Genomic DNA, 19,739 nt, shown 5'->3' with positions numbered 1-19,739 from the left:
GATTCCGGGAATTATTCGCCCACCTATTCCGAGATTAATTCGCCCACCTGTTCCGACTTTTATTCGCCCAGGCGGGCGGGGTTGGCCGGGTTGGCTTGAGGTCTCTGCTGGCTGGTTCAGGTTCCCTCCCTTTGGCTGATCGAGGGAGCGGATGAATGCCAGTGGAGCGGATTGCGATGCGCGATGTGCGCGAGATTGTCAGATTGAGGATGGCGGGGCTTTCGACCCGCCAGGTGGGGATCCGGGTCGGGGTTGCGGCATCGACGGTGCGCTTGACGCTGCGGCGACTGGAGGCGGCCGGGCTCGATGGGCCAGGGGCTCTGGCGCTGTCCGAAGCGGCATTGGAAAGGCGCTTGTTCGACGGCGCGGTGGGCAAGCGGCCGGGGCATCGACGTGTGGATGAGCCGGACTGGGGCGTATCCGCCGCGAGTTGCAGCGCAAGCACGTGACGCTGTCGATCCTGTGGGACGAGTATATTGCCGAGCACCCGGATGGGTATCGCTACAGCCGGTTCTGCGAGCTCTACCGGAGCTGGGAAGCCCGGCTACCGGTGACGATGCGCCAGACCCACGCATCGGGCGAGAAGCTGTTCGTCGATTATGCCGGCGACACGGTGCCGGTGGTGATCGACCGGCTCACCGGCGAGACGCGTGCGGCCCAGATCTTCGTCGCCGTTCTCGGCGCATCGAGCTTCACCTATGCTGAGGCGACCTGGACCCAGACCCTGCCGGACTGGATCGAGGCGCATAATCGCACTCTGGCAGCAATTGGCGGCGTGCCGGCGCTGCTGGTGCCCGACAACGCCAGGGTCGCGATCATCCGCGCCTGCCTCTACGATCCACAGGTCAACCGGACCTACACCGATATGGCGCGCCATTACGGCACGGCCATTCTCCCGGCGCGGCCGCGGCGGCCGCGTGACAAGGCGAAGGTCGAGGTGGCGGTTTTGCTGGCGGAGCGGTGGCTGCTGGGCAAGCTGCGCAACCGGGCATTTTACGGCCTCGCCGAACTGAATGCCGCGATCGCTGAATTCTGCCGCTGGCTGAACGAGGAGCGGGTCGTCCGTCGCCTGGGGGCGACAAGACGGCATCTGCTGGAAACACTCGATCGTCCCGCGCTGAAGGAACTGCCGGCCGAACCCTATGTGCTGGCGCAATGGCGGCGCCGGCGGGTCGGCATCGATTATCACGTCGAGATCGAGAAGCATTTTTACTCCGTCCCCTACCGGCACGCCCGCGCCGAGGTCGAGGCCCGGTTCACCGTGCGCACGGTCGAGATCTTTCTCCGTGGCGAACGGATCGCCGTGCACGCACGCAGGCCGGGTAACGGCAAACACACGACGATCGCCGAGCACATGCCCTCGAGCCACCGGCGTTATGGCGACTGGACCATCGCACGGATCCATCAGGAAGCCGCACGGCTTGGTCCCTCGGTCGCGACACTCTGCACCCTGATCCTCGAACGCCGGCCTCATCCGGAGCAGGGGTTCCGCGCCTGCATCGGCATCCTTCGCCTGGCCCGCAGTGTTGGCGCCGACCGGCTCGATGCCGCGGCCGAGCGCGCGCTCACCATCGGCACCCTGACCTACGGCTCGGTCAAATCCATCCTCGATAACCGGCTGGAGCGAGCCGCCGGCACCGCCAGTCCCGATCCCACCCCGATCCGCCACCCCAACATCCGGGGCGGCGGATATTTCCACTGATGACAAGGAGAAGCCTCATGCTGAACCATCCGACCCTCGATCAGATCCACCAGCTCGGTCTTGCAGGCATGGCCCGCGCGTTCACCGAGCTGCACGCCAATCCCGAAACCCCCAGCCTCAGTCACGCCGAATGGCTCGGTCTTCTGCTCGACCGCGAGATCACCGTCCGACGTGACAAGCGGTTGAGCACAAGGCTGCGCCATGCCAGGCTGCGCCATGACGCTGCAATCGAGGATGTCGATTACCGGAGTGCCCGCGGCCTCGATCGGGCTCTGTTCCAGAAGCTGATCCAGGGTGAGTGGATCGACGCGCACGACAATCTCGTCCTGAGCGGGCCGACAGGGGTCGGAAAATCGTGGCTGGCCTGTGCCCTCGGTCACAAGGCATGTCGCGATGACAGGACCGTGCTCTATCAGCGCGCCCCCAAACTCTTCGCAGAACTCGCGGTCGCCCGCGCCGAAGGGCGTCACGGCCGGATGATCCGCACCCTCGGTGCCGTCAATCTACTGATCCTCGACGACTTCGGCCTTGCTCCACTCGACGCCGGCGCCCGTCACGACCTGCTCGAGATCGTCGAGGATCGCTACGGCCGCCGCGCCACCATCATCACCAGCCAGATCCCCCCGGCGCATTGGCATGAGCTGATCGGCGATCCGACCTACGCCGACGCCATTCTCGACCGTCTGCTCCACAATGCCCACCGCATCGAACTCACCGGCGAAAGCCTGCGCAAGATCCGCAAGCAAACCCCAAAAACCGCTTGACCCAACGAGAACAGGAGAGCAACGAAATCAACAGCCACAGAGACCGCTACCCGGGCGAATAAATCTCGGAATCCCCGGGCGAATAAACGTCGGAATCGTGGGCGAATTAAAATCGGAATCCATGGGCGAATTCTCCGGAATCCGCATGCCATGTTTTCGTCCCGCGCCACCATGGCGCGGACGATATAACAACTTCAGATTGTATTGAACAGGAAAATTACAGTCGGCGGCGGCCCAGCAACGCGTGATAGGCCACCAGCACGATCACCGCGCCGACCACGGAGACGAACAGGCTGTAGAGAAAGCCGCCGCCCGGGCGAAGCCGAGCGTCATGAAGATCTGCCCGCCGACCAGCGCGCCGACAATGCCGAGCACCATGTCGAGAACCGGCCCCTTGCCGGCATTGTCGACGATATGGCTCGCGATCCAGCCGGCGATCAGGCCGAGAATGATGAAGCCGATCAGATGCATGGGCCGGTATCCTCCTGGTGGATGCGGTTCAGGACATGGGAGGCAGCGCGGGCGCGAACAAGCCCGCCGGTCAGCGCAGCTCGCCGGAGACGGGTTGCAGTCGGCGCGCTTCGATCCCTTGCCAGGCGAGCAGCACGGGCACCGCGATGACGAGGTCGCGCGCGCGCCGCAACAGCGAGACCGAAAGCGCGATATCCGGCGGAATGCCGAACACGGCGCCGAGCAGCGTGTAGGCGGCCTCCTGCACGCCGAGGCGGCCGGGGATGAAGAAGCCGGTCGAGAGGATCGCGTGCAGCAGCGCCTCGATCACCAGGGCATCGCGGAGGGAGATGCTCTGCCCCAGCGCGCGGAAGGCGACGAAGGACGCGATGCCGGTGCCGAACCAGCAGAGCAGGTGCATCGACGAGGCGGCGACGAGCCGGCGGCGGCGGGCATAGATCGCATCCAGCGCCGATTGCAGCCGCCCGATCCCGATCGCGGCGGAATCGGCGGACTGGCCGGCAATCCGCATCGCGAGGCCGCGGAACAGACGGCTCATGCCCTTCTGCATCAGCAGGAATGTCGCCCCGGCAGCGAAGGCGACGCCGAGCCCGATGCTCATCGGCAGGACCAGCGGGCTGTGCGGCACCAGCGCGATCAGCAGGACCACGCCGATGGCGACGAAAACGAGTTCGGCGAGGAATTCCAGCGTGACGTCCGCAAGGGTCGAGGCGGCGGCATCGGCGAAGGCCACGCCGCCGAGCGCGATCGCCCGGCCGCCGATCACGAAGCCGCCGACATGCGAGAAGGGCAGGAACTCGCCGGCCGAATCGCGCACCATCCGGCCCCAGTAGAGCAGCAGGAAGCTGCCGCCGTGGCGGCGGCGCAGCAGTAGCCGCCAGGCCAGGGCCAGCCCGGCGATGATCACCATCTGCACCCCGAGATAGGCGATGAACCCGGACAGGCTCACCCGTTCGAGCGCATGCGCGACATCGTCCCAGCCGAACCAGGCGATGGTGCCGGTGAACAGCAGCAGCCCGACAAGGCCGAAGACCGTGGGCCAGATACCAAGCCGGCGGATCACGCGCGCGGGCTCCGCGTGGAAGTCCGCGTGGAAGACTGGGCAGACGGTGATCGCAGCACTGGTTTCTCGCACTCCCGGCGGGACAATGATCGTCAGGTGGCGGCGATACGTGGACCGCCGGATTCCGCCCCCTTAGCAGATTATGGCGGATCGCGGTATCGCCTGCCGGTGCGGGCGGCACTTTGCCTCGGCGCGGCCGATCAAGTATGCCCACGGCAGGCTTTTTTTATGGCAGGCATGAGCAACGATTCTCTTCCCCCGTCCGGAACGGCCGCCCGCCCCGCCGCAGACGCGCCGGTTCTGGTGACCGGCGCCACCGGCTTTGTCGGCGCCGCCGTGGCAAGGACGCTCTCGCGGCAGGGGTTCCGGCTGCGGCTGCTGCATCGCGCGTCGAGCGACATGAGCAACCTTGCGCAGGTGCCAGGCGAACGGGTGGTCGGCGATCTCACCGACCCCGCATCGCTTGCCCGGGCGGTCGAGGGCTGCGCGCACGTGTTTCATGTGGCCGCGGATTATCGCCTCTACGTGCCCGATCCCGCGGCGATGCGGGCGGTGAACATCGACGGCACCATCGCGCTGTTCCGCGCGGCGCGCGCGGCCGGGGCGGGCCGCATGGTCTATACCAGCAGCGTCGCGGCGCTCGGTCTGACCGCGGATGGCAGCCCGGCCGACGAGATGACGCCGCATGCGGCGGAGGATCATGTCGGCCCCTACAAACGCTCGAAATACGAGGCAGAGCTGGCGGTGAAGCATCTCGTCGCCGAGGGGCTGGATATCGTGATCGTCAACCCGGCCGCTCCGGTCGGGCCGGGCGACATCAAGCCGACCCCGACCGGCCGCATGGTGCTCGACGCGGCCCGCGGCCACATGCCGGCCTATGTCGAGACCGGAATGAACATCGTGCATGTGGATGACGTGGCCGAGGGCCATCTGCTCGCGCTGGCGCACGGGCGGAGCGGCGAGAGCTACATCCTCGGCGGCGAGAACCTGATGCTCTCCGAGATCGGGCGGATGATCACCCGGCTGGCCGGCAAGCCGCCGCCGCGGGTGAAGCTGCCGATCGGCCCGCTGATGCCGATTGCCGCGATCATGGAAGCCTGGGCGCGGATCTCGGGTCACGAGCCGCTGATGACTCGCGACATGCTGACCATGGCGCGCAAGAGGATGTTCTATTCCTCGGACAAGGCGCGGCGCGAACTTGGCTACCGCGCCCGCCCGGCGGAGGCGGCGATGCGCGATGCCCTTGCCGATTTCTGCCGGCGCGGCAAGCTGCCGAGCCTCGCCTTCGACCCGGACGGGGCTTCCGCATGACCTTCCTCGCGGTGCTGTCGGTGCTGATCTGGATCTATCTCTACCTGCTGCACGGACAGTTCTGGCAGAGCGGACCGGAACTCGCGCCAGCGCGACCGGCCGAGCCCGTTGCGGTGGACATCGTGGTGCCGGCGCGCGACGAGGCGGAGACGATCGCGGCGGTCGTGCGCTCGCTGCTGGCCCAGGAGTATGACGGACCGTTCCGGGTCATTCTGGTCGATGATGGCAGCGCCGATGGCACCGGCGAGATCGCGGCGCGGGCCGCGGAGGGCGATCCGCGCTTCGTGCTGGTGCGCGGCGGCGACAAGCCGGCCGGCTGGTCGGGCAAGCTCTGGGCGCTGGAGCAGGGCGTGGCACAAGGCACGGCGCCGGTGCTGCTGTTCACCGACGCCGATATCGTTCACGATCCGCGGCATCTGGCGACGCTGGCGGCCCGGCTGGCGAAGCCGGAGCGCGGCGCGCGGCTGGACATGGTTTCGGAAATGGTGCGGCTGAACTGCGAGAGTGCGGCCGAGCGCGCGCTGGTTCCCGCCTTCGTCTATTTCTTTCAGATGCTCTACCCGTTCGCGCGGGTGAACGACCCGCTCGATGGCACCGCCGCGGCGGCCGGCGGCACGGTGCTGATCCGGCGCGAGGCGCTGGAGCGGGCCGGCGGGCTTGCAGGGATGCGCGACGCGCTGATCGACGACGTGACGCTGGCGAGCCGGGTCAAGCGGGGCGGCGCCGTGTTCCTCGGCCATTCCGGTCTCGCCCGCTCGATCCGCCCCTATCCCCACCTTGCCGACATCCGGGCGATGATCTCCCGCACCGCCTTCACCCAGCTGCGCTATTCTGGGCTGCTGCTCGCCTTGACGCTGGTGGGTCTTGCGATTGTCTGGCTTGTGCCGCCGATCGCCCTTGTCTTCGGCGACGAGGGTGCTGCGCTGTGCGGGCTGATCGCCTCGCTGCTCGCGGTGCTCAGCTACCAGCCGACGCTGCGGCGCTACGGCCGCGGCTGGTACTGGGCGCTGGCACTGCCGCTGATCGCGCTGGTCTACATGGAGGCGACGTTGGCCTCGGCCCTGCGATACTGGCGGGGCACAGGTGCGGCCTGGAAGAACCGCGATTACGGTGCCGGCGCATGAGTGAAGCCGCGAGCATCGAGCAGGCCTCGGGCAAGGACCGGGGCGACGAGAATTTTCCGGTCGGCTCCTGGCTGATCCGCGCCGGGCTGCGCCGGCATGTGCATGCCTATTACGCCTTCGCGCGCAATGCCGACGACATCGCCGATCATCCCGATCTGGCACCGGCCGAAAAGATCGCCCGGCTCGACGCGATGGAGGCGGTGCTGGATGGCGATGATCCGGCGCGCTCCCCCTCGGCGGCGCGGCTGCGCGAGAGCCTGGCGGCGACGAAGGTCGATTCCGTCCATGCCCGTGAATTGCTCATCGCGTTCCGGCAGGATGCGACCAAGACGCGCTATGCGAGCTGGGACGAGCTGATGCAATATTGCCGCTATTCGGCGGCACCTGTCGGGCGCTACGTGCTCGACCTGCACGGCGAGAGCCGCCAGAGCTGGCCGGCCTCCGACGCGCTGTGCGCCAGCCTGCAGGTGCTCAATCACCTGCAGGATTGCGCGAAGGATTTCAACGCCCTCGACCGGTCATACATCCCCGGTGACTGGTTGCAGGCGGTTGGCCTCGCGGCGGATGCCGTCACCGCCGCAACGACGCCGGCGGCGCTGCGCTCGGTGTTCGATGCGATGCTGAAAAAAACGGCGGAACTGAACGCGACGGCGGCGCATCTGCCAGGCTTCGTGGTTGCGCGCGGCTTGCGGGTTGAGACGGCGATCATCGTCGGCCTTGCCCGCCGGCTGCATCGCCGGCTGTTGACCGAGGACCCGCTGGCCGGGCGGGTGAAGCTGCGCCGGCGCGATGCCGCGGGCGCCGTACTCGCCGGGCTGGCCAGGCTTGTGTGATGTTGCTGCTGTGATGTTCATGACGACCAGCACCACCCGCTTCGCCGAGGATGCCGCCGCCGTGGCCGCCGCCACCCGTGCCGCCGGCACCTCGTTCTATCGCGGCATGAGCGTGCTGCCGGCGCCGCGCCGCACCGCGATGTACGCGATCTATACGTTTTGCCGGGTGGTGGACGACATCGCCGACGAGGAGGCGCCGCTCGCGGCGAAGCGCGACGGGCTCGATGCCTGGCGCCGGCGGATCGACGCGCTGCCCGAGGGCGGCGATGACGCGGTCACCCGCCTGCTGCGCGATGCCTCGCTGCGCTACGCGCTGCGGCGGGAGGATTTCCACGCGATCATCGACGGGATGGAGATGGATGCCGGCGCGCCGATCATCGCACCCGACATGGCCGTGCTCGATCTTTATTGCGACCGCGTGGCCTCGGCGGTGGGGCGGCTGTCGATCAGGGTGTTCGGCGAGGTTTCGGCCCAGGGCGACAGGGTCGCGCATCATCTCGGCCGGGCCCTGCAACTGACCAATATCCTGCGCGATGTCGGCGAGGATGCGGCGCGGGGGCGGATTTATCTGCCGCGCGAGGCGCTGGAGGCCGCAGGTGCGGCCGCCGATCCGGGAACGCTGCTGGCCGATCCGGGACTGAAGCGGGCAATGGCCGAGATCGCCGGTCTGGCGGAGCAGCATTTCGCCGAGGCCGACGCCGCGATGCGCGGCTGCGACCGCCGCGCGGTGCTGCCGGCGCGGATGATGGCGGACGCCTATCGGCCGCTGCTCGGCGTGATGCGCGAGGCCGGGTTCGCCCATCCCGAGCGGCGTCCCAGCCTACCCGCCTGGCGCAAGCTGCGCCTGGCCGCTGAGCTCCTCATCCGGACCGACCGGCGCCGATGAGCCGCGTCCATGTGATCGGTGCCGGCATGGCGGGGCTCTCCGCCGCCACCGCCCTCGCCGCGCGCGGGCGGCAGGTCGTGCTCCACGAGGCGGCGAAATGGGCGGGCGGGCGTTGCCGTTCCTATCACGATACCGCTCTTGGCTGCCGCATCGACAACGGCAATCACCTGCTGCTGTCGGGCAACCACGACACGATGGCCTATCTGCGCCGAATCGGCGCCGAGGACACGCTGACCGGGCCGGACCGCCCGCTGTTTCCCTTCATCGATCTCGCCTCGGGCGAAGCCTGGACGCTGCGGCTCAACCACGGAAAGCTGCCCTGGTGGGTGCTGCGCCGGAGCTGGCGCGTGCCGGGCACGGGCGCGCTCGACTATCTCGCGCTGCGGCGGTTGGAGCGCGCCGGGCGGGACGACCTCGTGGCCGGAATGCTGGGCGGGCTCGGCACGCTGTATGACCGGCTGCTCGAACCGCTGGCGATCGCAGCACTCAACACGAAGCCGGAGGCCGCCTCCGCCGCGCCGCTGGCGGCCGTGGTGCGGGAGAGCCTCGCGCGCGGCGGCGCCGCGACCATGCCGCGGATGCCGAAGGTCGGGCTTTCGGAAAGCTTCGTCGATCCCGCCCTCGCCTATCTGCGCACGCACGGCGCCGAATTGCGGTTTGGCGCGCGGGTGGCCGGGCTGACGGTGACGGATGGGCGGGTGAGCGGCCTGGCCGGCCCGAATGTGGATGAGATCGTCGGTGCGGAGGATGCGGTGATTCTGGCGACGCCGCCCTGGGTCGCGGCCGAGCTGCTGCCGGGGCTCACGGTGCCGCAGATGCACGAGGCGATCATCAACCTGCATTTCCGTGCCGGAATCGAACCCGGACCGGCGGGGCTCTATGGGCTGATCGGCGGCACCGCGGAATGGGTGTTCGAGAAATCCGAGGTCGTGTCGGTCACCATCAGCGCCGCCAATGACCGGCTCGGACAGGATACGGACGAGCTGGCCGCCGAGGTCTGGGCCGACCTCCGGCGCGGTTTCGGGTTGCCGCGGACGATCCCGCCCTATCGGGTGGTCAAGGAAAAGCGCGCAACCTTTGCCGCAACGCCCGCGCAACTCGCCCGGCGGCCCGAAGCGCGCACCGCTCTGGCCAACCTGATTCTCGCCGGCGATTATACCGCGACGGGCCTGCCCTCGACCATCGAAGGGGCGATCCGGTCGGGCGGCAGCGCGGCAAACGAGATCTGATCTCGACTTTCGAGTCCCAGGAAAGCCGAAAGCCCAGGGCCGACGCCGTACTGGCACCGCACTGCCGCAACATTCCGTTTCAGACGGAAAATCAGGGATTTGGCATTATTTCGATGCTATCTCGCAACGGTTTCATGGCGCGCCGACAGCTTTGCAAATCTGCAACACTCGGCATTCGTTAGTTCGGCGGCCCCGCGATCCGGTTATTTCCGCTTGACCGTCGGTGACTTAGGCGGAATGGTTGACATTACTCACCAGTCGGTAATTAAGACGACATTTTGCTAGTCGTATGTTTGCGGGGATGATATAATTCTGGCATGAAACGGGACGGTCGCAGATTTGATCATCGCACCCTGGAAACCATCCGGCTGATGGCTGTAGAGCGGGTGCGCGAGGGCGAAGCGGCCTCTTTGGTGATTGCCTCATACGGGTTCAGCCGCACAACAATCTATAAATGGCTCAGCGCGGCATCGAAGCCTGGGGTCGGGGTGAAAGCCTTGCGGTCACGGCCGGCAACCGGCCGGCCGCGGCGTCTGACGCCGCGCCAGGAGCAGCAGGTGTTGCGTTGGATCAATGGCCGCGATCCGCGCCAATACGGCCTGGATTTCGGGCTGTGGACCCGGCACGTTGTGGCCGAACTGATCGAGCGCAAGTTTGGTATCAAACTCGGTGTGACGGCTGTGGGCGAACTGCTGTCGAAACTGGGCCTGACGCCGCAAAAGCCGTTGCAGCGTGCCTATCAGCGCGATCCGGAGGCGATCGAGGCATGGCGACGTGAGCGGTTTCCTGAAATCGCCAGGCAGGCCAAGTCCTGTGGCGGCGAGGTCTTTTTCTGGGACGAGTCCGGCTTTCGGGCCGACGCCGTGCATGGCAAGACCTGGGGCGTGAAGGGACAGACGCCGATCGTCGAGCGTCCGGGCCAACGGCAATCGATCAGCGCCGCCTCGGCGGTGACAGCCCGCGGCGGGTTCTGGTATTGCACTTATGAAGGCGGCCTGAATGCTGAGTTGTTCGTAGCGCTGCTACGCCGGATGATGCGGCACCGCACGAGGCCGGTGCACCTGGTCCTCGACGGGCTGCCTGCCCACAAAACAGCGCTGGTGAAAGCCTACGTGGCGTCGACCAATGGAATGCTGACGTTGCATTTTCTGCCAGGCTACGCCCCTGACCTGAACCCAGATGAACTGGTCTGGAGCCACATGAAGCGGACGGGCGTCGCCCGGACTCCGCTACGCCAAGGCGAAAAGCTTCAGGACAAAATCGAAGCCCAACTCGCCGCCATCAAGCGCAAACCACGTCTCGTGCAATCATTCTTCAAAGCACCAACTGTCGCCTATATTACCGACTGCTGAGTAATTTGTAAGAGTCATGGCGCGCAAGAACAGCGCCGGCATCGGGAGGCAACGGGAAACGGCATGCGCGCCTGCGGCATGACTGATCGTCTGGGCAATCGTTCACGACTCGATCATGGGCCGGGCGCGATCGAGGCGAACCGGCGGATCATCGAGGAATTGCTGGAGCGCGAGCGCGATGCCGCCCATGGACGCGGCGATGCCGCTCATTTCGGAGACGACGATCTCGACATCCCGGTAGATCGCGGCGAGCGCATTGGCTTCCAGCGTTTCCATCGCCGCGGGCAGCAGGAACGGCGCGAGTTGCGCGAGGCTGCCGCCGAGCACGATGCGGCGCGGGCTGATGATATTGATCAGGTTCGCAAGGCCGAGGCCGAGATGACGGCCGGCTTCGGCCATCACCGACCGCGCCACCGCATCGCCGGCCTCGCAGGCTTCGCGCGCGGCCGCAACATCGCAAGCGCGGTGGCCGCGGGCGGCAAGATCGCCCAGGATCGCGCGTTCGGAAACATAGGCCTCGAAGCAGCCGCGCGCGCCACAGCCGCACGGGCGCCCGCCCGGGACGATCTTCATGTGGCCGATTTCGCCGGCGAGCCCGTGCGGGCCGCGATAAAGCTCGCCCATCAGATAGAGCCCGCCGCCGATGCCGGACCGGCCCATGACATAGATGAAATCGGCAATGTCGCGACTGGCGCCGAACAGATGCTCGGCAAGGGCTGCGGCCTTCACGTCGTTCTCGACGCGGACGGGAACTTTCATCCGCGCGGTGAGCGTGCCGGCCAGGTCGAGATCCCGCCAGCCGATATTCGGCGCGAAGACGACGCGGCCGCCGGTGGTGACGAGCGCAGGCACCGCGACGCCGACCGCGAGCAGCATGCTGCGCGGGGCCCGGAGCGCGCGCAGGGCGGCGGTTATGCCGGCGCGCACGGCGGCGATCGCATCCTCGGGGGAGGTGCTGCCCGGCACGACGAGATCGGTGCAGGCGGCGCCATCGATCGTGGAGATCAGGATGCGGATGGCATCGGGCTCGACGCCGATGCCGGCCAGATAGCCGGCGCGCGGATCGAGACTGAGCGCGGTGGTCGGCCGACCGGCGCGGCCGGTCGGCGCCTCGGTATCGCGGCGGACGATCCCGCCCGATTCGAGATTGCTGATGATGATCGAGATGGTCGCGGGATCGATCCCCGAAATCTGCGAGAGCTTCTGCTGCGAGATGCCCGGATTCTGGCGGATCATGTGGAACAGCCGCGCCGAATTGATCCGCCGGACCAGTGCCGAATTGACGCGCGCCCGGGTCATTTCCCCTCCCCCGGCGGCCGGATCATCGCGCCCTGCCGGCCGCGAAACCGACGCCATGAATCTTTCTTGACATTGAAAACGCTCCTCTCTACTGGTTTCTTAAAGAGTAAAAATAATTCGTGCAAGCGAGATGCAGAGCGCACCGCACGAAGAACAGACGGGGACGAAACGATGCCGGTTGCGGCAACTGAACGACAGCATCGGGTTTGCGGACACCCGCGCGCGGCACAAGCCCGGCGCGCTTTCCACGCGGCATGGCCTGGCGCGGCCATCGCCTCTGTCCACCCGCCGCAGATGGCGAAGCGGCGGGCTGGATCCGCGCGCATGGCGCGGATTTCGCCAACAAAAAAATCTTTCAACATGGAGGTTCAACCATAATGCGAAACATCGGCAACCAGGCGGGCAGCGCCCCGGCCCGGTCCGCGACGCGGAAGCTGCGCCACGCCGCATGCGCCGCGGGCGTGATCAGCCTTTTCGGCCTCGCTCCGCTGGCGCACGCGCAAAGCCTGGGCGACGCGCTGCGGCAGACCACGTTCCAGGGCATGGTCGGCGCGATCCACTTCGACTATGGCAACAACGGTCACTCGACGAAGAGCACGCACTCCTTCGCGATCGGCGGCCATCTGATCGCCCATACCGGCTCGTTCGACGGGTTCAGCGTCGGCCTCGGCGGGTATACCGCACAGTCGCTCGGCCTCTACAGCAAGAACAACGCCGGTGACAAAGTTCACTACGATGGCGAACTCACCGGTTCGCATTACGGCATCCAGTCGTTCCGGCAGGCGTATCTGCAGTATCAGACGCCGAAAGTGGAAATCCGCTTCGGCCGTCAGCTGATCCAGACGCCGTATGCCAACCAGGATTACTACACGTTCAACCCGCGCGCCTTCATGGGCGTTGCCGGCGTTGTGAACGTGCTCGGCGACGGTTCGAACAAGGTCGATGCCGGCGCGCTCAGCCTCGATGGCAATCCGGCGGCGTTCAGCGTCTTCATGACGCGGATGTTCACCTATGAAAGCCGCTATGCAAGCTCCTTCGTTGCCAACAACCGCTATTCCGGCACCAAGCCGACCAACGGCTTCATCGCGATCGGCGCGCGGTATCACGGCAATGTCGGCTCGACCCAGCTGACGGCGCAGGCGTGGTATTACGATTTCTACCAGTACGCGCAGCTCCTTTATGGCCAGGTCGATCTCGTGCAGCCGCTCGCCAACGGCCAGGCCATCTTCGGCTCGGTGCAGGGGCTGACCGAGGGCAACTCGGCCGGCAATGCGTCGCGGATCGAGGCTTTCACCAGCAACAGCTCGAACTCGATCAATGCGCATCTGTACGGCGCCAAGCTTGGCTACTCGTTCGGCGACGGCAGCATCGCGCTCATCGGCAACTATGCTCCGACCGAATACAACTCGTTCCATCACGGCGGCGTGCTGCACCCCTATAACGACAATACCGGGACCAGCTTCACCGACACGATGCAGAACGGCGTTCCGAATCTCGGGCCGGGCTATGCGTACGGCATCACGTCCAACTACGACTTCCTCAACAAGAAGCTGAAGGTGGGCGTGACTTATGTGCGGTATCTCGTTCGCTACGGCTATGGCGGGGATGCGCAAAACTACACGAGCTATGCGGGCCCCTACAGCTTCCCGAATGCCAACTACATTCCGAACCAGCAGCTCTGGGCGCTCGACGCGAATGCGTCATACGATCTGTCCTCGATCCTCAAGGGGCTTTCGGTGGCGGAAGACACGGACGTGACCGTTGCGGAAAACCGGGCGGGCTATACCGGTACCGCGCATTACAACAACCCTTACTTCAGCAGCCGCTTCTACCTCGAATATAATTTCTGAGGTTTCCGGCCAAAACGACGCGCCCGGGTCAATGGCCCGGGCGCGTTTTCTTTTGCACGGCTCGGCAATGCCAATGCCGGATCAGACAGGCCCGGACGCAGGCCGGTTGCAGGAGGATGAGGCACAACAATTAGCCGATCAGAGAAGTCCCTCCGATCGGGCGAGGCTCCAGGACGGCGCTTCAAAGATGCCGGCCGCGCTCCACCAGAAACTGCGCCGGCAGCACATTCGCGCCGACGAAGAGCAGCGTCATCAGGCGGCCGTTCCAGTAAGGACGGAAACACAAGGGCTGCTGCTTGCCCTTCAGGCTCCAGCATGCATCCTTCGGATTGACCGACTGGATGCCAGTCTCATCGACGACGTGCCCCTCGGGACTGACCACGCGCATGGTGAGTTGGCCGCCCGGCGCAACATAGATCGAGGTCCGCCCGCCATCCGCAAGCGGGCGATACAGCGTGTTGCCCAGGGTCAGATGCAGGAAGCCGATCTTGGTCAGCGGCTGGCCGTAATTCGAATAGCCGGTCCCAAGGCCGGGGCCGGCGGCCGGTGCCACCGCGCTGGCGGACGCCGCGGCACTTCCGGAGGCAGGCTGCGCGCCCGTTTGCAGGCCATGACTCGACATGCAGCCGCCCAGAGCCAGGGCGGGGATCAGCCACGCCAAATGCCGCAAGCCTCGCGCTCGCCCCGGCGCAAAAGCAGAACGGTTCCGTTCCGCCCGCATCGACTTCACTCTCATGCTGCTATCCGATCCGGCAGGTTATCGTCGAGTTGCGGACATACCGGCCAGGTCTCGCATCGGCCGCGGCGCCGGGCTTCAGTGAACAATATTCAGGCTCACATTGCCATCCGATATGGGATTGGGCGCCGATATCCGGCCAGGTACCACTTCATCCCAGAGCAGAACGCCATTGCCTCCCTTCGATTGCGCGGAGAGCGAGGGGGCAACTGATGGGATGCCCTGGGCGGTGGCCGAGGACATCTGTTGAACCGATAGCGGCGAGAGGGGCAGACCGATCTTCTGGATGGTCACCAATTCGACATGGCCGCCAGACCGCACGGCGCGCTCCGCGCCCTGCGCTCTTGCAAGTCCGGGGGCGAGGGCGCTGGCGGCTACCGCCACGCCGAGCCAGAAGCGAAGAGATCGCACCAGTGCGGATTTTCCAGGAAGAGGCCCGAAGCCTCCGTGCATTTTTTGCATGAGCGGGTTCCATCTCACCGTGGCAGCATGGCCTGCATTACATGGTTGGCCTGGGCGGCATTCAGAAGCTGGGTCTGCATTCCGCTGATGTCGATGTTCAGCGTGCGGGTCTGCTGGATGATCTGGCCATTCACCGGGTTCTGGATCAGCGTCGACATTCCCGAAGAACCGACGGTATTGGCGATCATCGTGTAGAGCTGGTTACCCGAGACGCCACCGCCATTACCACCCGCCGGCGGAACGAAGCTTGTGAAGGTCGTGCCCGTGGGCGTCGAACTCTGCTTGTTGATGACGCCTGCAGGTTTGGCCGTATTAATGACATCGCCGAACGATGAGACCCTCTGCGGAGTCTGGGAGGTGGACGTGTATCCCTGCCCATTCAGGACGCCGCTCACCATATCGGGTGAAGTCGAGCGGAAGGCGGGGGAAATCTGCTGGGTCAGATGGCTGATGTCGCCTGACAGGTTCTGCACGGCCTGCCCGTTGACGAGCGTCTGGATCGAGAAGCCGAAATCGATGCCGATGCCGCGATCATTGGGCAGCGAAAATCCGCCGCGCATCCGGGCAAGTATCGCATCCGGCACAATCGGCAAGCCATGTGAGGCAAAGCCGCCCGCGCCGGCGGAAACGGCAAAGCCCGGCGATCCCCCGCCGGGCGGACTGGCCGCGGCCGAAGCCCGGCCGATCGAGAGAGGCAGGACGCTGGCGGTACCCAGAAGCATGATCAGCATCGAGCGTGACATGACGCGCACCATTTCCCTAAAACGTGTTTTGCAGCTGCCAGCCATTGGCCGGCAGTCCGAGATCGCGAAGCTGGAAGTGAGCCAGAGACACCGGCGGCTGCGGCACGGCGTTCCAGACCGCCGGATTGTTGAAGGCGAGCCGCGCCTGCGGCAGATCTGACGTGATCGCGAAAAAAATGCCGCTCCACTGCTTCGCGAAGGTGGCAACCGGCTCGGCCCTCAGGCCGAGGCTGGGATCGGAGAGCAGCACCTCGCCATCGCGCACGCCGCGGACGAGAACAAAATGATGATACCCGTGATAATCTATGAGGACGATCGCCGGCACCCGAACCTCGCTCAGCTTCGCGAGGCTGGCCTTGAACCCGTTCGACGGGATGTGATGCCGGGCAAGATAGTTCTTCATGTCGAGCAGGGAAAAGCCAAGCCGGCGGATCTTTGCCTCGTCGCCATGCCGGTACATGCTTTTGAAAACCGTCTCCTCGCTGACCGGCACGTGATAGACATAGGTCAGAAGCGTCGCCAGCGCCGCGGAGCCGCAGGAAAAATCATATTTCTGATGGACCGTGCTGGTGAATTTCATATCCTGCCAGCTGCGCACGTGCATATAGGCGCCGCTGATCGCGGTGTTGGGCAAGGCGAACTGCAAGACATCGGCCCGGGCCTGGGTGGAGGCGAGACAGGCCGCCACAACCAGGGCGATGGCTCTGCCAAATCTGAAAACCGACCCGAACATCGCGCCTCGCCCCCGATCGCGGCTTAGTGGTTGAGCGTGATGTTCACGACCGTCGAGGTCTGGAACAGCGCATTGCTACCGGTGTTCTGGATGACCGTGGTCAGCCCCTCGTTCCCGGAAATCGAGTTGCTGTTCGATATCGCGCCGGTGGTGCCGGATGCCGAATTGCCGAAGGACGTTGCCTTCAGCTTGCTCATCGGAATGTCGCGCCCGTGAGATGCGGCAAGGGCGGAGGCGGAAACCGGCGTGCCGAACGGATTGCCGCCACCGGCTGCATATCCGGCAACCGGGACCGCGATGATTGACAGCGCGAGGATGTAGGTGGCTGGGATCTTTTTTGGCATGAAGGCCGCTCCTCAGGAGAATGCGTGCACATCGCGAGGATGTGCACGCCAGGCTCACACGCGGCGTTAGCGGACCGCAGCCACGGAAACCGAGTTCTGGATCAGGCTGTTGGCGCCCGTATTCTGCGAGGCCTGCAGCACGCCCTGCGCACCGTTGAACGAGCTGTCCATGCTCACCTTGGCCGAACCGTTGGCGAGGTTCGCGGTATTGCAGTAGACGCCGCCATTCGTGTTGGCGTTGGCGACAGCGCCGGCGAGGGCGTCGGAGCTCGCCGCAACCAGCTTGACCGTTCCGATCGCGGCCGAATTCTGCATCAGGCTGTTCGCGCCGGAGTTCTGGTTCACGTTGACCACGCCGTTCACACGGTCGAAGGACTTGGTGATGGTCGAGGAGGCATTGGCGCTGTGCTCACGGGCGTAGTTGCCGGCGACGGCACCCTGATTGTCCGCATCGGCGAGCGAACCGGCGAGGGTCAAGGCGGTGCCGCTTACCGGGTTGACCGCCGCAACGGCCGCCGAGTTCTGCAGCAGGCTGTTGTTGCCGGCGTTCTGGTTCAGCTGGGCGACACCATTGAAGCCCTCGTAGGAGTTGCCGACCGTGGCGGTCTGGGTCACGCTGCCATCGTCACGGTCCCAGGAGCTGCGCGGGCCGATCTCATCCTCGTTGCCCATCACGCCGCCATAATTGCCCGCACCGGCAACCGCGAGACCGAGGCCGACCGTGTAGCTCTTGCCCTTCGGGTTGTGGACATAGGCGAGCGCCAGGGAGTTCTGCAGCTGGCTGTTGGCGCCGGCATTCTGCGCCTGGTTCGAAACGCCCTTGGCGCCCGAATTGTAGGAATTGGTCAGGCTGGCGCTGTTGGTCTGGCGGCCCATGTTCGCTTCGTTGCCGGCGACAGTGCCGCTATTGGCCGCAGAGGCCCAGGCAACGAACGCGTCGAAAGTGATCGGCGCCGGCGAATGGTTGTTGTGCTTACCCTGATGCGACCCACCGTCATCGCCGTTACGGGCGAAAGCAATAACCGGAGTCACCGCGAGGATGGAAAGGGCCGCGCCCATCAGAAGAACTTTACGCATGACAATAAATCTCCACTTCCCTAAGGGTTGGCTGCGCCATTTCCTTTGACGAAGCCCTTGTTTCATTCATTACAGACTGATGTTTTTCAAATCTGTCTGTGCATCTTGTTAAGCAATTGGCATGCCAACTGGATTTGGTTTTATTATATTGTTTGTTTTCAATGATTTTATGATTTCTGGAAGTATTAAAAATATCGAATACAATTATTTATGATTTCATGTGACGTATTGCGTTACGTTTTCGCCGTCTGCTCGGCGTAACATTCGCGATCCTCTTCGCGGCATTCGTTACGAATATCCTGGATCATCTGGTCGAGCTTGAACCGCTCGATCAGGCGATAGATCGTCATCCGCGAAATGCCGAGATTTTCCGCCGCTTCGGTCAGGTTGCCGCCGCACTGGCGGATCATGTCGACCAGCTCTCCGCGGCGCTCGGCGGCGGAGCGACGCCGCTCGGTCCGCGGCCGCCGCACCGTGTCGTTCGCCGGACGCGGCGCCGGCTGCACCGCCGGAGGTGAAGGCACCAGTTCCGGCACAAACCCGTCTTCGAGATCGCCCGCATCGATCGTGTCGTCGTCACAAACGACGACCGCCCGCTGAACCACCGCCATCAACTCGCGGATATTGCCCGGCCAGCCGTAGGACAGCAGGCGCCGCTGCGCCGCCTCGGTGAAATTCATCTCGCCCCGCCCCATCTCGCCGGCGAATTTGCGCAGGAAAAACAGGGCAAGGGTCAGAATGTCATGCCCACGTTCCCGCAGCGGCGGGCTGTGGATGGTCAGCACCTTGAGGCGGAAGAACAGATCGCTTCGGAACGTTCCGGCATCGATCAGGCTGGTGAAATCGACATTCGTTGCCGAAACGATCCGCACATCGACCGGAATCTGGTCGACGCCGCCAACCAGCTGGATGGTCTTTTCCTGCAGGACCCGCAGCAGGTATCCCTGCATGTCCGCCGGCAGATGACCGACCTCGTCCAGAAACAGCGTGCCGCCCTGCGCGGCCTCGATGATGCCTTTCTTGCGGGTCGCCGCGCCGGTGAACGCGCCTTTTTCATAGCCGAACAATTCCGAGGCGATCAGCGTCGGCGGAATGGCGGCGCAGTTGATCACACGAAACGGGCCCCGCGCACGCGGCGAACGATCGTGAATCGCATGGGCGATGAGTTCCTTGCCCGTTCCGGTTTCACCCGTGATCAGGACCGGCGCATCGCTCGCCGCATATTTGCGGATCAGGTTGAAGATCGTGCGGATTTGCGGGCTGTCACCGACGATGCACCGCTCCGAACCGGAGCGGAGTACCGCAGCAATCTTGGCCTCATCGACATCTCTTTGTGCATCGCTTCGGCCGACCACGCCGGAAGCGTATGAGCCGCGATAGGCGCTGACCGGAAGTCTCTCAGAGCATCCCGAACGTATCATTAAAAAGATTCTCCGGTCCCAAATTTTATGTTTATCACGCGGAAATCTTAATAATTAACCGTAACCCATTACGCAACACATTTTATACGTGTGTTACAAATCATGAAATAACTTTTAGTAGAATTTTCATGTATTTGTATATCGTTTATCGGAATATAACTTAAGGAAAATATTCCGGAAATCATACAATTCTTGGTTGTGTGACGTTGAGGTGACGCCGCAAGACTGTCGAAGGCGGCAATGCTGAGCACCGCGACAGATCGGACAAAATCATGAAAATTGTTTTAAATCAGTACTCTGTGAGAAAATTGGAATGGCACTAAAATTGCTTAATGAAAA

The 19,739-nt window shown here is 64.7% G+C and carries 18 protein-coding genes and 1 pseudogene; 9 read left to right on the top strand and 10 right to left on the bottom strand.

Annotated features, from left to right (window positions below):
* Nucleotides 1-176: 176 nt before the first annotated feature.
* Together istA and istB are read left to right on the top strand one after the other, a co-directional pair.
* Nucleotides 177-1,702: pseudogene (gene istA / locus ACIDOCELLA78_RS83365) on the top strand (IS21 family transposase).
* 17 nt (nucleotides 1,703-1,719) lie between these two features.
* Nucleotides 1,720-2,466 (top strand): IS21-like element helper ATPase IstB, encoded by a 747-nt coding sequence (istB, locus tag ACIDOCELLA78_RS83360; RefSeq protein ID WP_201727488.1) that lies wholly within the window; start codon nucleotides 1,720-1,722, stop codon nucleotides 2,464-2,466.
* A gap of 264 nt (nucleotides 2,467-2,730) precedes the next feature.
* Here istB and ACIDOCELLA78_RS83355 read toward each other — a convergent pair whose 3' ends face one another.
* Entirely contained in the window at nucleotides 2,731-2,937 is a 207-nt protein-coding gene (locus ACIDOCELLA78_RS83355; protein WP_249675073.1) for a GlsB/YeaQ/YmgE family stress response membrane protein, read from the bottom strand.
* Between the two features lie 70 nt (nucleotides 2,938-3,007).
* Nucleotides 3,008-4,000 (bottom strand): lysylphosphatidylglycerol synthase domain-containing protein, encoded by a 993-nt coding sequence (locus tag ACIDOCELLA78_RS83350; RefSeq protein WP_201727808.1) that lies wholly within the window; start codon nucleotides 3,998-4,000, stop codon nucleotides 3,008-3,010.
* Nucleotides 4,001-4,237: 237 nt separating this feature from the next.
* Between ACIDOCELLA78_RS83350 and hpnA the strand changes: the two genes are divergently transcribed.
* The 6 genes from hpnA to ACIDOCELLA78_RS83320 all read left to right on the top strand — a co-directional run bounded on the left by hpnA (nucleotide 4,238) and on the right by ACIDOCELLA78_RS83320 (nucleotide 10,735).
* Nucleotides 4,238-5,311 carry a hopanoid-associated sugar epimerase gene (gene hpnA, locus ACIDOCELLA78_RS83345; protein ID WP_374223219.1) on the top strand — a complete coding sequence of 358 codons (1,074 nt, stop codon included), beginning with the start codon at nucleotides 4,238-4,240 and terminating at the stop codon, nucleotides 5,309-5,311.
* A complete protein-coding gene (locus ACIDOCELLA78_RS83340; RefSeq protein WP_201727806.1) occupies nucleotides 5,308-6,435 on the top strand; it encodes a glycosyltransferase in 1,128 nt (375 codons plus the stop codon). The genes hpnA and ACIDOCELLA78_RS83340 overlap by 4 nt, the downstream gene beginning before the upstream one ends.
* Nucleotides 6,432-7,268 carry a squalene synthase HpnC gene (gene hpnC / locus ACIDOCELLA78_RS83335; RefSeq protein WP_201727805.1) on the top strand — a complete coding sequence of 279 codons (837 nt, stop codon included), beginning with the start codon at nucleotides 6,432-6,434 and terminating at the stop codon, nucleotides 7,266-7,268. The genes ACIDOCELLA78_RS83340 and hpnC overlap by 4 nt, the downstream gene beginning before the upstream one ends.
* A 19-nt stretch (nucleotides 7,269-7,287) precedes the next feature.
* Nucleotides 7,288-8,154 carry a presqualene diphosphate synthase HpnD gene (gene hpnD / locus ACIDOCELLA78_RS83330; RefSeq protein WP_249675071.1) on the top strand — a complete coding sequence of 289 codons (867 nt, stop codon included), beginning with the start codon at nucleotides 7,288-7,290 and terminating at the stop codon, nucleotides 8,152-8,154.
* Nucleotides 8,151-9,383, top strand: coding sequence for a hydroxysqualene dehydroxylase HpnE (hpnE, locus tag ACIDOCELLA78_RS83325; RefSeq protein ID WP_201727803.1), 1,233 nt, complete (start codon nucleotides 8,151-8,153; stop codon nucleotides 9,381-9,383). Before hpnD ends, hpnE begins: the two co-directional genes overlap by 4 nt.
* A gap of 317 nt (nucleotides 9,384-9,700) precedes the next feature.
* Nucleotides 9,701-10,735, top strand: coding sequence for an IS630 family transposase (locus ACIDOCELLA78_RS83320; RefSeq protein WP_201727480.1), 1,035 nt, complete (start codon nucleotides 9,701-9,703; stop codon nucleotides 10,733-10,735).
* Nucleotides 10,736-10,837: 102 nt separating this feature from the next.
* Here the strand turns inward: ACIDOCELLA78_RS83320 and ACIDOCELLA78_RS83315 are convergent, their stop codons facing one another.
* The gene (locus ACIDOCELLA78_RS83315) at nucleotides 10,838-12,034 is read right to left on the bottom strand and encodes an ROK family transcriptional regulator (protein ID WP_201727802.1); all 1,197 of its coding nucleotides are present in this window, start codon (nucleotides 12,032-12,034) and stop codon (nucleotides 10,838-10,840) included.
* Between the two features lie 377 nt (nucleotides 12,035-12,411).
* On the opposite strand from ACIDOCELLA78_RS83315, the gene ACIDOCELLA78_RS83310 reads away from it, so the two are divergent.
* Nucleotides 12,412-13,884, top strand: coding sequence for a hypothetical protein (locus ACIDOCELLA78_RS83310; RefSeq protein ID WP_201727801.1), 1,473 nt, complete (start codon nucleotides 12,412-12,414; stop codon nucleotides 13,882-13,884).
* Nucleotides 13,885-14,065: 181 nt separating this feature from the next.
* Here the strand turns inward: ACIDOCELLA78_RS83310 and ACIDOCELLA78_RS83305 are convergent, their stop codons facing one another.
* The 7 genes from ACIDOCELLA78_RS83305 to ACIDOCELLA78_RS83275 form a co-directional block, all read right to left on the bottom strand.
* Nucleotides 14,066-14,545 carry a hypothetical protein gene (locus ACIDOCELLA78_RS83305; RefSeq protein ID WP_201727800.1) on the bottom strand — a complete coding sequence of 160 codons (480 nt, stop codon included), beginning with the start codon at nucleotides 14,543-14,545 and terminating at the stop codon, nucleotides 14,066-14,068.
* A gap of 153 nt (nucleotides 14,546-14,698) precedes the next feature.
* Nucleotides 14,699-15,082 (bottom strand): hypothetical protein, encoded by a 384-nt coding sequence (locus ACIDOCELLA78_RS83300; RefSeq protein WP_201727799.1) that lies wholly within the window; start codon nucleotides 15,080-15,082, stop codon nucleotides 14,699-14,701.
* 14 nt (nucleotides 15,083-15,096) lie between these two features.
* A complete protein-coding gene (locus tag ACIDOCELLA78_RS83295; protein WP_214006269.1) occupies nucleotides 15,097-15,813 on the bottom strand; it encodes a hypothetical protein in 717 nt (238 codons plus the stop codon).
* 28 nt (nucleotides 15,814-15,841) lie between these two features.
* Nucleotides 15,842-16,558: a C39 family peptidase gene (locus tag ACIDOCELLA78_RS83290; protein WP_201727797.1), complete on the bottom strand. Its 717-nt coding sequence runs from the start codon at nucleotides 16,556-16,558 to the stop codon at nucleotides 15,842-15,844.
* A 23-nt stretch (nucleotides 16,559-16,581) separates the two neighbouring features.
* Complete coding sequence (locus ACIDOCELLA78_RS83285; protein ID WP_201727796.1) at nucleotides 16,582-16,902, bottom strand: hypothetical protein; 321 nt, start codon at nucleotides 16,900-16,902, stop codon at nucleotides 16,582-16,584.
* Between the two features lie 66 nt (nucleotides 16,903-16,968).
* Complete coding sequence (locus ACIDOCELLA78_RS83280) at nucleotides 16,969-17,961, bottom strand: hypothetical protein (RefSeq protein ID WP_201727795.1); 993 nt, start codon at nucleotides 17,959-17,961, stop codon at nucleotides 16,969-16,971.
* A gap of 251 nt (nucleotides 17,962-18,212) precedes the next feature.
* The gene (locus ACIDOCELLA78_RS83275) at nucleotides 18,213-19,334 is read right to left on the bottom strand and encodes a sigma-54-dependent Fis family transcriptional regulator (RefSeq protein ID WP_249675068.1); all 1,122 of its coding nucleotides are present in this window, start codon (nucleotides 19,332-19,334) and stop codon (nucleotides 18,213-18,215) included.
* Nucleotides 19,335-19,739 lie beyond the last annotated feature (405 nt).

The sequence above is a fragment of the Acidocella sp. C78 genome (assembly GCF_907164655.1).
The sequence above is the reverse complement of the archived record's forward strand: the minus strand, read 5'-3'. Positions and strand labels throughout refer to the sequence as shown.